We start from the raw sequence: 14441 nt of genomic DNA on the forward strand, positions 1-14441 counted from the left end.
GTTATTAATTTGGTTTCTTTGGGGATTACTAAGATGCAACATTTTTTCAATATCATCGTCTAAAAACAAATAAATTCGATGAAATGCGTTTATTTTTAACATTTCACCGAATTTATCGTATAGAATAAACACGTTTTCCTACAACTAAAGTGTCATTTCTGGAATATCGCCTTCAACAATTAAAGTACCTTCAGTAGATTTTTGAATCTCTTCCACAGAAACGCCTGGTGCACGTTCTAATAATTTAAATCCTTTTGGAGTAACTTCTAATACGGCCAGATTAGTTACAATCTTTTTTACACAGCCTACACCAGTTAATGGCAATGAACATTTTTTTAATAGCTTAGACTCTCCTGCCCTATTCGTATGCATCATCGCTACAATAATATTTTCGGCACTGGCTACTAAATCCATAGCACCTCCCATACCTTTAACCATTTTACCTGGAATTTTCCAATTCGCAATATCACCGTTTTCAGCGACTTCCATAGCGCCTAAAATTGTTAAGTCAACGTGTTGACCGCGAATCATGGAAAAACTTAAAGCGGAGTCAAAAAAACTAGCTCCAGGCAACGTGGTTATGGTTTGCTTTCCGGCATTAATCACATCGGCATTTTCTTCGCCTTCATAAGGAAAAGGTCCCATACCTAAAACACCATTTTCACTTTGAAACTCCACTTCTATATCGTTACGCACATAATTGGCCACCAAAGTTGGAATACCAATTCCAAGATTTACATAATAGCCATCTTTAACTTCTTTAGCAATGCGCTGTGCTATTCCTGTTTTATCTAACATAATTAATCTCTTTGTCTTACAGTTCGTTGTTCTATTCGTTTTTCGTAATGTTCACCTTGAAAAATACGTTGCACAAATATGCCTGGAATATGTATCTGATTAGGATCCAGTTCACCGAGCGGCACCAATTCTTCAACCTCAGCTACCGTTATTTTAGCGGCCCCACACATGACCGGATTAAAATTTCGGGCGGTTCCTTTAAATATTAAATTACCGGCTGAATCCCCTTTCCATGCTTTCACAAAAGAAAAATCGGCTTTAAAGGCTTCTTCCATAACATACATCTTACCATCGAATTCTCGCGTTTCTTTACCTTCAGCGACTTCAGTTCCGTAACCAGCAGGCGTATAAAATGCAGGAATACCAGCTTGTGCCGCACGACAACGTTCTGCTAATGTACCTTGCGGAATGAGTTCAACCTCTAACTCACCGGATAACATCTGGCGCTCGAACTCTTCATTTTCGCCTACATATGAAGAAATCATCTTTTTAATCTGACGTTTTTGAAGTAATAATCCCAGACCAAAATCGTCTACGCCCGCATTATTAGAAATACAGGTTAATCCTTTGACGCCTAAATTTACTAATTCGGCAATGGAGTTTTCAGGAATACCGCTTAAACCGAAACCCCCAAGCATAAAGGTCATATTATCGGTAACACCTTGTAACGCTTCATTTATATTAGCTACTTTCTTATTTATCATTATTATTAGTTTTAGCAATATAAATTTACGAATAACTAAAGGATAACCACAAAATAATGAGAAATAAAAAACCCGCTCAATTATTGAACGGGTTTAACACTATTATTTCACCTAACAAATTTAAAACTCTAAATCGTCTGGTGTTTCTTTTTCTTCCTGAATAACAGTCTCATTTTCTACAATATTATCGCAATCCACATTGATAGATAAGTTTTCGGGAGCCTCGAAATCTTCTTTTGAAATGTTCAAGGTTTCATCGGCATAACAACTCTTCATATACATCCCCCAAATTGGCAATGCCATAGTTGCCCCTTGACCGTAAGTAATACTTCTAAAATGCACAGCGCGATCTTCACCGCCTACCCAAACTCCTGTTACCAGATTTGGTACCATCCCCATAAACCAGCCATCACTCTGGTTTTGCGTAGTTCCTGTTTTACCGGCAATAGGATTTTCAAACTCATAAGGATATCCGGTAATCACTTCTTTATACACTTGATTATTCACCGCCCAATTACCGCGTAATCGTGTGCCTGAACCTCCACGAGTAACCCCTTCAAGAAGCTTAACGGTTACATAAGCGGTTTCCTCGCCTACCACATCTCTTGTTTCCGGTTTAAACTGATATAAAATAGTTCCGTTTTTATCTTCAATGGTGGTTACCATAACGGGCTTTGTATACACTCCTTTATTGGCAAATGTAGAGTAAGCTCCAACCATTTCGTAAACGCTTAAATCCGGTGTTCCTAAAGCAATAGACGGCACTGGAGGAATTTCAGAATCTATCCCTAATTTATCTACTAAATTAATCACAGTTTCAGGCCCTACTTTATCCATTAAACGTGCAGTAACCGTATTCACGGAATTTGCAAGTGCATTTTTTAAAGTACGCATACCTCCGTAATCACCTCCTGCATTTTTAGGACACCAGTCTTCCATATTACCATATTTACCTTTTTCTATACAGAATGGTGTATCTGGAAATTCATCACAAGGCGAATAATGCAACTGGTCGATAGCTGTGGCATAAACAAAAGGTTTAAAGGTTGAACCTACCTGACGTTTTCCTTGTTTAACCATATCGTATTGGAAATGACGATAATTCATACCACCAACCCATGCTTTTACATGACCGGTTTGCGGATCCATAGACATCATTCCGGTACGTAAAAACGATTTGTAATAACGCATAGAATCGATTGGTTTCATAATAGTATCAATCTCTGAAGGCTGACCATCTTTCCAGGCAAAAACCGACATCTCTACAGGTTTTTGAAATGATTCTTCAATCTCTTTATTAGATTTACCTAGGTCGTATTTCATATGTCTCCAACGCTCAGACTGACGCATAGAATTTTTCATTAGCGCATCGATTTCCTCCTTAGATAAATCTAAAAATGGCGCCGTTGGATTTCTATCTGGAGTATTCTGGTGAAAAAATTCCTTTTGTAACTTCACCATATGCTTTTGAACCGCCTCTTCGGCATATCCTTGCATTCTGTAATCGATAGTTGTGTATATCTTTAATCCGTCGTTATAAAGATTCCATTTAGTACCATCTGGTTTCGGATTATTATTAATCCAATCTTTCATAAACGTATCAAGATACCCTCTAAAATACGTTGCAAGCCCATCGCGATGCGATTGCGGAGTGTATTTAACATCTAAATCTGTTTTTTGAAGAGAATCTTTAACTGCAGTTTCAATATAACCATACTTCGCCATTTGCGATAATACCGTATTTCGTCTTTGTCTGGTTAACTCTTCTCGTCTTCTTGGGTTATAATATGATGAATTTTTAAACATCCCCACCAACATCGCAGATTCCTTTAAATCTAATTCCATTGGCTCCTTATCGAAATAAATACTTGCCGCACTGCGTATACCATCGGCGTTATTTAAGAAATCGTAAATATTAAAATATTGTACAATTATTTCTTCTTTGGTGTACTGACGTTCTAAACGAATAGCAATAATCCACTCTTTAACTTTTTGTAAAATACGCTCAACAATGTTTTTAGATCCTTCACCGTGAAATAATTGTTTGGCCAGCTGCTGTGAAATAGTACTGGCACCGCCGCCGCTTCCTAACTTAACAACAGCTCTTAATGTACCAATGGCATCAATGCCTGAATGTTCTTTAAAACGTGCATCCTCGGTAGCAATTAGAGCATTTACTAAATCCTGAGGTAAATCGTCGTAACCTACAGGTGTTCTGTTATCGTCAAAATAGAACTTTCCTAAGGTTTGTCCATCGGAAGAAATGATTTCAGTAGCTAAATTTGTTCTTGGGTTTTCTAATACGGTGTGGTCGGGCATTTCACCAAAAGCACCCCAAGATGCTAATAAAAATATTAAAACTACCGCCAGAATTCCAGTGGTAAATAGCATCCAAAACCAACGTATGTATTTGGCGAAGTTTGTTGTAGGTTTTGCTTCTTGTTTTTTTGTTGCCATGTACTATATTTTACAAATACGTTTTAAACAATGTCTGTAGCTTTGAGGTCTACAGCAGTGATTTTTACTCGTTACTGTTTATATGCTCTATTCTAAAACCAACATCGGTAACTCCTTCAAGCTCTTCTACACCATTAACTTTACCATTCTCCCGCATAGCCTGCTGAATATTAACCTGATACTCTCCTGCTTCCTGAAATACCACACCTTCTTTATACCAGAGTTTATTCTCTTTGGTATCGGTAACACCGGTACCTAATAATTTTCCAGTAGGGTCTGCCATTCTATACTCTAAAGTATCTTTTATCGTTTTACCATGTGGAAAAACCATCTCAACAATTAAAAACAAATTGTTGTATTTATAAGCATTTGTATTCCTAAGGTTTACAAATAAATTATAGGCATTAGTAGAATCTGGAGGTGTTAAATTAAAGCTAACAATAGAATCTTTATGCCATTTGTTAGGAACCGATTTATACTCATCGAAAACACGTTTGGAATCGCAAGACACAAACACTAATGAAAAGATTACTAAAAATAACAACGTATTACTTCGTAACATCTTTATTTTTTTGGCTTTGGTTTTGAGGTTTCTTCTTGTTTTTAGAACGGTTATTGCTTCTGCTTCTACTCTTGTTTCCTCCAGAATTTTTGGTGTTATCTGGATTGTTTCCGGTAGTTTTAGCTTTAGGATTTTTAGCTCCTGAATTCGAACTCTTATCCGCCGTCTTATTGCCTCCTTTTTTATTATTTGCGTTACCTCTGCCTTTGTTGTTTTGGTTTCTATTATTCCTGTTCCTATTGTTTTTACGTTTTTTATTAGGTTTTGGATTATCGAATCGTGTTAAACTATCCTGACCTACAACGTTTTCAAACTCGGCTTTAGTATCTGCAATGGTATCTGCTATTAAATCTGAAGCATATTCTTCAAGGCTGGCAATCTTTTTATTTTTCTTATTTAGAGCAATAATTTCGTTCGCCTGATCGGTAGTAATTTTGTGCCAGTTAATCCATTCGCCTTCGTAAGCATACCACATATGCCCTTTGAAAATATCGGTTTTCTGACAAACAGCAATACCTTTTTCTGTTTGAAGTTTTATATCTGATTTTGGAAAATCTTTGAGTGCATCTAAATACGTATCTAACTCATAATTTAAACAACACTTTAATTTCCCACATTGTCCTGCTAATTTTTGAGGATTTAATGATAACTGCTGATAGCGTGCTGCCGAGGTACTCACCGAACGGAAGTCGGTTAACCAAGTAGAACAACACAACTCACGACCACAAGACCCGATACCACCAAGTCTGGCTGCTTCCTGACGGAATCCAACCTGCTTCATCTCGATACGCGTTCTGAATTCGCGAGCAAAGACTTTAATTAACTCACGAAAATCGACACGTTCTTCGGCGGTATAATAGAATGTGGCTTTACTGGCATCGCCTTGAAATTCAATATCGGAAATTTTCATTTCCAACTTTAAATCTATTGCAAACTGTCTCGCCTTTACCTTCATGGGTTCTTCGCGATCGCGCGCGGTTTGCCAGATATCAATATCTTTTTGATTGGCTTTCCGGTAAATTTTAAGAACATCATCGGGAGATTCGGAGATATTTTTACGATTCATTTGAATGCGTACCAATTCCCCTGTTAGGGTAACCATACCAATATCGTGCCCTGCAGGCGCCTGTGTAGCCACAATATCACCTATGCTAAGCGTTAAATGCTCTGTATTTTTGTAGTAATCTTTTCTTCCGTTTTTAAAGCGAACCTCAACCCAGTCAAACGGTTTCTCACCACTTGGAAGAGACATATTAGACAACCAATCGAAAACTGTTAGTTTGTTACAACTATCTGTTCCACAAGTGCCATTATTTTTACATCCTTTTGGTTGACCGTCTTTACCAGTTGAACAACTGTTACAAGCCATAAATTTCTATATATTGAATTCGCTAATAATTAATCTATTGCGAATGAATGTTCATATTATTATCAAAAGGTAAAGATAAGATTATTATATAGACTATCTAAATCGATAAAAAATTAAATATTTTTTACATCTATTATCTTTACCGGGCATGCTTTTGCAGCATTTTCACAGTCTTCTAAAATATTGTAATCGTTAGACTTAATAGTAAAAAAGCCTTTCTTCTCAGCACTTTTCAACAACACCGATTTTCCATCTTTCTTCGACATTTGAAACTGATTGGGTGCTAATTCCACACAATAATTGCACCCAATACATTTATTTCGTTGTAAGGTAACAACAACCATTATGCTTCTACTTTATTTTCTACGATTTTATATAATTTGTCTGAAGGACGTATTCTAAATCCTAACGGAATTGTTACCAAATCGCCTTTTGAAGCTTTAGTAAGTTGCTCGTCGTTTACCAACATTTGAGCCACCTCAACTTCCTTAGCTCCTGTGGTTGGACCCGTTACTAAAATGGTATCACCTAACGATAAATCGAAGGCTTCAATTTTAAATTCTCCAATTTGCGCCTTTGGGAAATAGTGTTGGCCTTTACCTATGTAGACTTTCTTTTGGGTAGCATGAGACCCTGTGCCTTTACTCCACTCTCCTAATTTCTGCCCTAAGTAATACCCATTCCAGAAACCTCGATTGTAAACTTTTTCCAGTTCCTGCATCCAGGAGATGGTTTTCTCTTTATCGAAAGTATTATTCTCTAAACTATCGATCGCCTCACGGTAGCATTTAATCACGTTAGCAACATATTCTGGTGCACGGCCACGACCTTCAATCTTTAACACTTTAATACCAGCATCTGCCACCTGATCTAAAATGTCAATGGTGCACAAGTCTTTTGGCGACATCATATACTCGTTATCCAGTTCTATTTCAAAACCAGACTCCTGATCGATCACCGTGTATTTCTTTCTACAATTTTGCTTGCAAGCACCACGATTCGCCGATGAGTTATGCGAGTGTAAACTCAAATAACACTTTCCGGAAACCGCCATACATAAGGCACCATGACCAAAAATTTCAATCTCCACTAAATTTCCTGAAGGGCCTTTAACCTGTTCCTTCTCAATTTGTTCGGTAATTTTTTTCACCTGGCGTAAACTTAACTCACGACTTAACACCATCGTATCGGCAAACATAGCGTAGAACTTAACCGTTTCGATATTGGTGATGTTAATTTGTGTAGAAATATGCACTTCCATACCAATCTCACGAGCCGCCATAATGACCGCTTGATCCATAGCAATTACCGCTGTGATATTGGAATCTTTAGCCTTTTGGATAAGGGTTTTTACAATCGATAAATCGTGATCGTAAATAATCGTATTTAAAGTTAAATAGGTTCTAACATTTTTTTCCTGACAACGTTGTGCAATCTCAGGTAAATCATCTAACGTAAAATTGATAGATGCTCGGGCACGCATGTTAAGCTGCTCAACACCAAAATAAACAGAATCTGCACCATTATCTAAGGCTGCTTGCAACGACTCGAAGTTCCCTGCAGGCGCCATTAACTCAATCTTTTGCATAACTCAACTAAGCTTCTTCTTGTTTAAAATGATCGAAAATGTTTCTTAAATCCTTTTTGTAAGGTAAGTGGTCGGCGCGACCTTTTTTGAAAATGTCATTACTATTACCTTGCCCTTTACGCAACGCTTTTTGCTCTTCGTACGGTAATCTATTAATTTCCATACAAGCTGTAGAACAACAGTTTTCCATTTCTTCCTGACATTTCGGGCATTGAATAAACAGTAAATGACAGGCATCGTTTGCACAATTGGTATGTAAGTCGAACGGCTCGCCGCACTGGTGACAATTAGCAATAACATCGTCACTAATACGCTCAGCACGACGTTCGTCGAATACGAAATTCTGACCTAAAAACTTATTTTCTAAGTTTTGCTCTTTTACCTGACGGGTATATTCTATAATACCACCTTCAAGCTGAAATACATTTTTAAACCCTTTATGTTTAAAGTAAGCACTCGCCTTTTCACAACGAATACCTCCGGTACAATACATTACCAGATTTTTATCTTCTTTATGTTCCTTTAAATCGTCTTCAATAATATCTAACGATTCTCTAAACGTATCCACATCTGGTGTCACGGCATTTTTAAAATGACCTATCTCACTCTCGTAGTGGTTACGCATATCAACCAATACGGTATTTTCGTCTTCAATAAATCTATTGAAATCTTCCGCTTTTAAATGAACACCTTTGTTTGTTACGTCGAAGGTTTCATCGTTTAATCCGTCGGCAACAATTTTTTCACGTACTTTAACTTTCAGTTTTAAGAACGATTTATTGTCTTGCTCTACCGCTACATTCAAACGAATATCTTTTAAGAAATCAATCGTATCTAAATGTGTTTTAAACTCATTGAAACGATCAGCTGGCAACGATAATTGCCCATTAATGCCTTCGTGAGCCACATAAATTCTACCCAAGACATCTAATTTGTCCCAAACGATAAATAACTGATCTCTAAATTCCTGAGGATTTTGAATTTTCGCGTATTGGTAAAAAGAAAGCGTTAATCGATTTTTCCCTGCTTGGTCGATTAATTCTGCTCTCTCTTTAGCACTTAATTTATTGTACAGTTGCATGCTATACTAATGTTTTAAGGTTAAAGATTATATTTTAATGCCGCAAAGGTAAACAATTTAAACACAACACCCAACAACATGAAAAAAGCGCCCATGTGCAGTATGGAGCGCTTTTCAAATCATTTCGAGTTAGTCTACTTAAAATGTTTCATAGGTAAATTTCATAGCAATAATTTCCCTAGTTTTCTACTAGATGCAAAATGTTCAAAAAGGTTGCGTCATAAAATTGTAAGATGATAAAAGATATAGTATTTTAGCATACAATTTCAGATAAAAATAGATTAGGAAATGAGCAACGAAAAAGAAGCGAAATTAAAAGCGCTAAAACTTACACTAGACAAATTAGATAAGGCCTACGGAAAAGGTACTGTAATGAAAATGAGCGATCAAGCAGTTGTAGATGTTGATGCTATCCCGTCGGGTTCATTAGGTTTAGATATTGCTTTAGGTGTTGGAGGATATCCTCGTGGACGTATCATTGAAATTTACGGACCAGAATCTTCGGGTAAAACAACCCTTACATTACATGCTATTGCCGAAGCTCAAAAAGCGGGTGGTATTGCGGCTTTTATTGATGCAGAGCATGCCTTCGATAGATTTTATGCTGAAAAATTAGGTGTCGATTTAGAAAACTTAATTATATCGCAACCAGATAACGGTGAGCAGGCTTTAGAAATCGCCGATAACTTAATCCGTTCGGGAGCTATTGATATTGTAGTAATCGATTCGGTTGCTGCTTTAACTCCAAAGAGTGAGATTGAAGGTGAAATGGGAGATTCTAAAATGGGGTTACACGCCCGTTTAATGTCTCAGGCGTTAAGAAAACTTACAGCTTCAATCAGCAAAACAAACTGTACGGTTATTTTCATTAACCAGTTACGTGAAAAAATTGGTGTTATGTTTGGTAACCCAGAAACAACTACTGGTGGTAACGCTTTAAAATTCTACGCTTCTGTGCGTTTAGATATTCGTCGTTCAACACAAATTAAAGAGACCAACGGTGATGTTGCCGGAAACAAGACTCGCGTAAAAGTTGTTAAAAACAAGGTAGCACCTCCTTTTAAAACTGCCGAATTCGACATTATGTATGGCGAAGGCGTAAGTAAAGTAGGGGAAATTTTAGATATCGCTGTAGAAAACGAAATCGTTAAGAAAAGTGGTTCTTGGTTTAGCTACGAAGACACGAAACTTGGTCAAGGTCGAGATGCCGTTAAAACACTTATAAAAGACAATCCTGAACTCATGGAAGAGCTCGAAGCGAAAGTAAGAGCTGTTGCCAAAGCAGCGTCAGAAGATGAATAAATAAAAAAATCCCGATTTTATCGGGATTTTTTTATTTCTAGACGCAACCTTTTAAGCCGCTTCGCATCTTAGTAACAAAAAGCATAAAAAGAAAAGTTATTTAATTTATTATGAAAAAGTTACTATTATTTAGTTTAAGCTTATTACTCTTTGTGTCGTGTAACACCGATGATGATTACGACAACTATTACTTTGAGATTCTACCCGTAAAAAGTGTAGACATCCCGGAAGAGTTTGTTATGGGAGAAACTTACCCGATTACGGTGAGTTACGAAAAACCTTCGTCTTGCTATGTTTACAGAAACTTGTACTATGCTAAAGACAACAATCAAAGAACAGTAGCACCTATCATGACGGTATACGACAATAATAATTGTCAACCTTTGGTAGAATTTGAAGAAGATGTTACCTTTAACTTTATCGTGACAAGCAATGGTTCTTATGTGTTTAAATTTTGGCAGGGAGAAGACGAAAATGGAGAAGACTTATATTTAACCATTGAAGTTCCGGTAGTAGAATAAACTAAGTAAGTATTAACTAATTCGGCAAATTTGAGTTTAAGTCAACTCATAGAAAAGTGTAAGAACAACAACATTAGAGCACAAAGTGAACTATACACCCTCTTTTCCGGTAAGTTGTTTGCTTTGTGCTTAAAATACTCGCGTAATTACACCGAAGCCGAAGATAATTTACAGGACGCTTTTTTAACCATCTTTAAAAAAATTGGCCAGTACGAAAACAAAGGATCGTTTGAAGGTTGGTTAAAACGCATCACCGTGAATACCGTATTGCAGCAATATCGAAAAGAAAAGGTTTTTGAAATTGCTTACGATGAGAATATTGAAGATGTAGACATAGATATTGATGATGATCGTATATCCATCGACTATCTATTGCAGATCATTCAGGAATTACCCGATAGATACCGATTGGTTTTTAACCTTTACGTACTTGATGGGTATTCGCATAAAGATATAGCAGACATGCTCGATATAAATGTAGGAACATCTAAATCTAATCTAGCCCGTGCCAGACAGATTTTAAAGCAAACTATAGAAGTATATCTGGCATCACAAAATTTACAATCATTATAATAATGAGTGATAAAAAACATATAGACCGGCTGTTTCAGGAGCGCTTTAAAGACTTTGAAGCGACTCCCAATGATGCTGTTTGGAACAATATTGAGGCTCAACTTAGTAACAAGAAAAAGAAAAGAGTCATTCCTATCTGGTGGCGCTATGGCGGTGCAGCAGCTGTATTATTACTGTTACTGACTTTAGGCAATCTATTTTTTAATAATAACAAAACCACTCCTGTTGATGTTCCAACAATTGTAAACACAAATTCTAGTTTGGAATCTTCAAACAACGATGAAAATTCTATCGCTTCAGAAAACAATGAAACTATAAATCCTGAAGAGCAGCTGACTGAAAATCCATCGGAAATAACAACTCCTATTCAACAAAACAGTAAGTCTTCTATTGCTTTAACCGAAAGCTATATTTCGAAAAGCGAGGATTCAAAATCCAGTATTAACTCAGCTAAGAATACTATCGCTATAAACCATACCGAAGACAACAATAATACTATAATCGCAAATAGTTCTGTTTCCGATAAAATCGAAATTTCAAAATCTGAAATCGCTGGCCACACTGAAAACCAAAGTGAACCAAAAACAGAAACCACAATTGCCAGTACTAGTATTCAAAAAGAACAAAAAAATAATTTATCTATTGAAGAGGCTATTGAAAACAACAATACTATTGCAGATAATAAAAGTAAACCAAACCGTTGGACTATTACGCCTAATGTCGCTCCTGTTTACTTCAACTCTTTAGGTGAAGGCTCTTCATTAGATCAACAATTTGTGAAAAACTCGAAGACCGGAGAAGTTAATATGAGCTACGGTATAAACGCCAGCTATGCCATTAATAAAAAAGTACGTATTCGTTCTGGAATTAACCGTGTTAATCTAGGTTACAACACTAACGATGTTGTCGTTTACGAATCTACTGCCTTTAGCAGCAGTTCTAGCATGCTAAAAAATGTAAGTTCAAGTGGTTCTAAAGAAAGTAGCCTTGCTGTTATTAGTTCTAACAATATTGCTGATGCTAATAAAGCTCCCGAAACCTTTAAAAGTTTCAACACATCTTTAAACCAATCTTTTGGGTTTATTGAAGTTCCTTTAGAAATAGAGTACGCCATTACCAATAAGAAATTAGGTATTAATGTTATTGGCGGATTTAGCTCATTATTTTTAAACAACAATGAAGTTTACTCGCAACCCGTTAATGGTTCAAGAACCTATATAGGTGAAGCCATTAATATTAACAACGTAAGTTACAGTGCCAATTTCGGATTGGGCTTAAATTATAAAGTCACTAAAAAATTAGACCTGAACTTAGAACCTATGTTCAAGTACCAGATTAACACATTCGAGAATACATCTGGAGATTTTAAACCTTATTTTATTGGGGTGTATAGTGGATTCTCGATTAAATTTTAGATTTTTTGGTTAAATCTGGATATTGATTTTACTGTGCCCTAAATCAATATCATACAAAGGCTGCTCCCTGCCCAGAGCAGCCTTTTACTTTTATATTATAATCCTCTATCCGAAGTTTTTAAGCTGATTAAGAATTATAGATCTTGATGTTTCATTAAGCGTTTTGGTATGTTCAACCTGCAAGTGCTCCGTGGGTAAAAAGTTATGTATCTTCACACGCATTATACCAGGACCACCACTAAAAAAAGTATAAGAAAAGCGCTTTTTATTATCGGCAAAGGTAATGGGCACCACTGGGATATCGTGGTTAATCGCCAAACGAAATGCACCATCTTTAAAATCGTCTAATAGAATATCTTCCTCCGGCACGCCGCCTTCAGGAAATATACAGATACTTAATCCAGATTTCAATCGGCGTTGTGCTCTTAAAAAAACGGCCTGTCTGCTTTTTGCTGAATTTCGATCTACCAAAATACAGGTACGCTTATAGAAAAAACCAAATAACGGAATATTAGCCAATTCTTTCTTACCAACAAATACAAACGGATTACTAACCGTTACCAGCATGAGCATTATATCTGCCATAGAGGTATGGTTAGCGATTAACATATAGCTTTTACCATATTCGGGGGTTTGTTCCCGTTCAATCTTAAAATAAAAGCCCATACCTATCAATATAAACTTAGCCCAGATACGAGCCAGCTTAAAGAAAAACGGATACCATTTTTCCTTTAAAATAGAGAGTAATAGCAAAGGAAATAACAATACAATTGGTAACGCTACAAGCACATAAAACCAAATGCGGTATAAAATCCAGAATAGATATTTAAAGACTCTCATAAAAACAAAAATAGACTATTAAATTGATTCTATTTAATGTCGGTCGAATTTTAAAAAATTAACAATAGGGTTTCAGTTTAGTTAAAAATCAGATAATATTTCCGTTAAGCTTAAAGGGGGTTTTATAATTGCTTTTTTATGTTGCCAAGTATAATTACATTTGCTCTTTCGTTTAATTTAAAGCATTTCCGCTACAGCGGAAATAACAATTATGGCAAGAGTATTAACAGGTATACAAAGTACAGGAACACCACACTTAGGAAACATTTTAGGCGCAATTCTTCCAGCTATTAAAATGGCTGAACAACCTGAAAACGATTCTTTTTTATTTATCGCTAATTTGCACACCCTAACGCAAATTAAAAATGCAGAAGAGTTACGTTATAACACCTATTCTGTCGCTGCAACCTGGCTTGCCTTTGGTCTTGATATCGAAAAAACTGTTTTTTACAGACAAAGCGATATTCCACAGGTAACTGAGTTATCTTGGTATTTAAGCTGCTTTTTTCCATATCAACGTTTAACCTTAGCGCACGGTTTTAAAGATAAAGCCGACCGATTAGAAGATGTAAACTCAGGATTATTTACTTACCCGATGTTAATGGCTGCCGATATTTTATTATACGATGCCGAAATTATACCGGTTGGAAAAGATCAGTTACAGCATATTGAAATGACACGTGACGTAGCATCACGTTTTCATGCTAAAATGGGAGAGGTTTTTGTGTTACCTGAAGGAAAAATTCAGGAAAACACCATGCTTATTCCTGGTACCGATGGCGAGAAAATGAGTAAATCTCGTAATAACTTCATCAATATTTTTGAAACCGATAAGAAGCTACGTAAGCAAATTATGGGAATTAAAACCGATAGTACCCCTTTAGAAGAACCTAAAGATTGGTCTACATGTAACTGTTTTGCACTTTACAACTTATTAGCTAATGACGACCAAATAACAACCATGAAAGCCAACTACGAAAAGGGTAATTATGGTTACGGTCATGCCAAACAAGCATTATTTGAGTTGATTGTTGAAAAATTTGCTACCGAGCGTGAACGCTACAGCTATTACATGAACAACTTAGAAGAACTAGACAAAGTTTTAGCTTTAGGCGCTGACAAAGCAAAACAAGTTGCTGATAAAGTGCTAAATAAAGTTCGTGAAAAAGTAGGATATTAAATATAATTGCTATTTTTAGATAGATGAAACACCTTATCTGTCTAAAAATAG

The 14441-nt window shown here is 36.3% G+C and carries 14 protein-coding genes; 5 read left to right on the top strand and 9 right to left on the bottom strand.

All coding sequences use genetic code 11. The annotated features are described in order from the left end of the window. Positions 1–144: 144 nt before the first annotated feature. The 8 genes from RBH94_RS05280 to RBH94_RS05315 all read right to left on the bottom strand — a co-directional run bounded on the left by RBH94_RS05280 (position 145) and on the right by RBH94_RS05315 (position 8559). Positions 145–798 carry a CoA transferase subunit B gene (locus RBH94_RS05280; protein WP_307882692.1) on the bottom strand — a complete coding sequence of 218 codons (654 nt, stop codon included), beginning with the start codon at positions 796–798 and terminating at the stop codon, positions 145–147. A 2-nt stretch (positions 799–800) separates the two neighbouring features. Next, positions 801–1502, bottom strand: a complete 702-nt coding sequence (locus RBH94_RS05285) for a CoA transferase subunit A (RefSeq protein ID WP_307882693.1) — start codon at positions 1500–1502, stop codon at positions 801–803. A gap of 120 nt (positions 1503–1622) precedes the next feature. Then, positions 1623–3959, bottom strand: coding sequence for a penicillin-binding protein 1A (locus RBH94_RS05290; RefSeq protein ID WP_307882694.1), 2337 nt, complete (start codon positions 3957–3959; stop codon positions 1623–1625). Positions 3960–4023: 64 nt separating this feature from the next. Further along, on the bottom strand, positions 4024–4521 hold the full coding sequence (locus RBH94_RS05295; protein ID WP_307882695.1) for a gliding motility lipoprotein GldH: 498 nt from the start codon (positions 4519–4521) through the stop codon (positions 4024–4026). Then, a complete protein-coding gene (locus RBH94_RS05300) occupies positions 4508–5890 on the bottom strand; it encodes a regulatory iron-sulfur-containing complex subunit RicT (protein ID WP_307882696.1) in 1383 nt (460 codons plus the stop codon). Before RBH94_RS05300 ends, RBH94_RS05295 begins: the two co-directional genes overlap by 14 nt. Positions 5891–6003: 113 nt before the next feature. Further along, the gene (locus RBH94_RS05305; RefSeq protein ID WP_188222718.1) at positions 6004–6234 is read right to left on the bottom strand and encodes a ferredoxin; all 231 of its coding nucleotides are present in this window, start codon (positions 6232–6234) and stop codon (positions 6004–6006) included. Beyond that, entirely contained in the window at positions 6234–7478 is a 1245-nt protein-coding gene (locus RBH94_RS05310) for a peptidase U32 family protein (protein WP_307882697.1), read from the bottom strand. The genes RBH94_RS05305 and RBH94_RS05310 overlap by 1 nt, the downstream gene beginning before the upstream one ends. Before the next feature lie 7 nt (positions 7479–7485). After that, positions 7486–8559 (bottom strand): rhodanese-related sulfurtransferase, encoded by a 1074-nt coding sequence (locus RBH94_RS05315; protein ID WP_188222716.1) that lies wholly within the window; start codon positions 8557–8559, stop codon positions 7486–7488. A gap of 288 nt (positions 8560–8847) precedes the next feature. Here RBH94_RS05315 and recA point away from each other — a divergent pair, with 288 nt between their 5' ends. The 4 genes from recA to RBH94_RS05335 all read left to right on the top strand — a co-directional run bounded on the left by recA (position 8848) and on the right by RBH94_RS05335 (position 12370). Further along, a complete protein-coding gene (gene recA / locus RBH94_RS05320) occupies positions 8848–9861 on the top strand; it encodes a recombinase RecA (protein WP_188222715.1) in 1014 nt (337 codons plus the stop codon). 110 nt (positions 9862–9971) lie between these two features. Beyond that, a complete protein-coding gene (locus RBH94_RS05325) occupies positions 9972–10382 on the top strand; it encodes a hypothetical protein (RefSeq protein WP_307882698.1) in 411 nt (136 codons plus the stop codon). Positions 10383–10412: 30 nt separating this feature from the next. Beyond that, complete coding sequence (locus tag RBH94_RS05330; RefSeq protein ID WP_307882699.1) at positions 10413–10955, top strand: RNA polymerase sigma factor; 543 nt, start codon at positions 10413–10415, stop codon at positions 10953–10955. A 2-nt stretch (positions 10956–10957) separates the two neighbouring features. Beyond that, complete coding sequence (locus tag RBH94_RS05335) at positions 10958–12370, top strand: hypothetical protein (RefSeq protein WP_307882700.1); 1413 nt, start codon at positions 10958–10960, stop codon at positions 12368–12370. Positions 12371–12475: 105 nt separating this feature from the next. Here RBH94_RS05335 and RBH94_RS05340 read toward each other — a convergent pair whose 3' ends face one another. After that, positions 12476–13210, bottom strand: a complete 735-nt coding sequence (locus RBH94_RS05340) for a 1-acyl-sn-glycerol-3-phosphate acyltransferase (RefSeq protein WP_307882701.1) — start codon at positions 13208–13210, stop codon at positions 12476–12478. Between the two features lie 211 nt (positions 13211–13421). Between RBH94_RS05340 and trpS the strand changes: the two genes are divergently transcribed. After that, the gene (trpS, locus tag RBH94_RS05345) at positions 13422–14390 is read left to right on the top strand and encodes a tryptophan--tRNA ligase (RefSeq protein ID WP_307882702.1); all 969 of its coding nucleotides are present in this window, start codon (positions 13422–13424) and stop codon (positions 14388–14390) included. Positions 14391–14441 lie beyond the last annotated feature (51 nt).

Origin of the sequence: Aestuariibaculum sp. YM273 (assembly GCF_030908365.1) — a bacterium.
GTDB classification, from domain to species: domain Bacteria; phylum Bacteroidota; class Bacteroidia; order Flavobacteriales; family Flavobacteriaceae; genus Aestuariibaculum; species Aestuariibaculum marinum.

Coding starts and splice junctions, on each gene's coding strand:
- RBH94_RS05280 (WP_307882692.1), bottom strand. CDS start 798: ATGTTAGATAAAACAGGAATAGCACAGCGCATTGCTAAAGAAGTTAAA.
- RBH94_RS05285 (WP_307882693.1), bottom strand. CDS start 1,502: ATGATAAATAAGAAAGTAGCTAATATAAATGAAGCGTTACAAGGTGTT.
- RBH94_RS05290 (WP_307882694.1), bottom strand. CDS start 3,959: ATGGCAACAAAAAAACAAGAAGCAAAACCTACAACAAACTTCGCCAAA.
- RBH94_RS05295 (WP_307882695.1), bottom strand. CDS start 4,521: ATGTTACGAAGTAATACGTTGTTATTTTTAGTAATCTTTTCATTAGTG.
- RBH94_RS05300 (WP_307882696.1), bottom strand. CDS start 5,890: ATGGCTTGTAACAGTTGTTCAACTGGTAAAGACGGTCAACCAAAAGGA.
- RBH94_RS05305 (WP_188222718.1), bottom strand. CDS start 6,234: ATGGTTGTTGTTACCTTACAACGAAATAAATGTATTGGGTGCAATTAT.
- RBH94_RS05310 (WP_307882697.1), bottom strand. CDS start 7,478: ATGCAAAAGATTGAGTTAATGGCGCCTGCAGGGAACTTCGAGTCGTTG.
- RBH94_RS05315 (WP_188222716.1), bottom strand. CDS start 8,559: ATGCAACTGTACAATAAATTAAGTGCTAAAGAGAGAGCAGAATTAATC.
- recA (WP_188222715.1), top strand. CDS start 8,848: ATGAGCAACGAAAAAGAAGCGAAATTAAAAGCGCTAAAACTTACACTA.
- RBH94_RS05325 (WP_307882698.1), top strand. CDS start 9,972: ATGAAAAAGTTACTATTATTTAGTTTAAGCTTATTACTCTTTGTGTCG.
- RBH94_RS05335 (WP_307882700.1), top strand. CDS start 10,958: ATGAGTGATAAAAAACATATAGACCGGCTGTTTCAGGAGCGCTTTAAA.
- RBH94_RS05340 (WP_307882701.1), bottom strand. CDS start 13,210: ATGAGAGTCTTTAAATATCTATTCTGGATTTTATACCGCATTTGGTTT.
- trpS (WP_307882702.1), top strand. CDS start 13,422: ATGGCAAGAGTATTAACAGGTATACAAAGTACAGGAACACCACACTTA.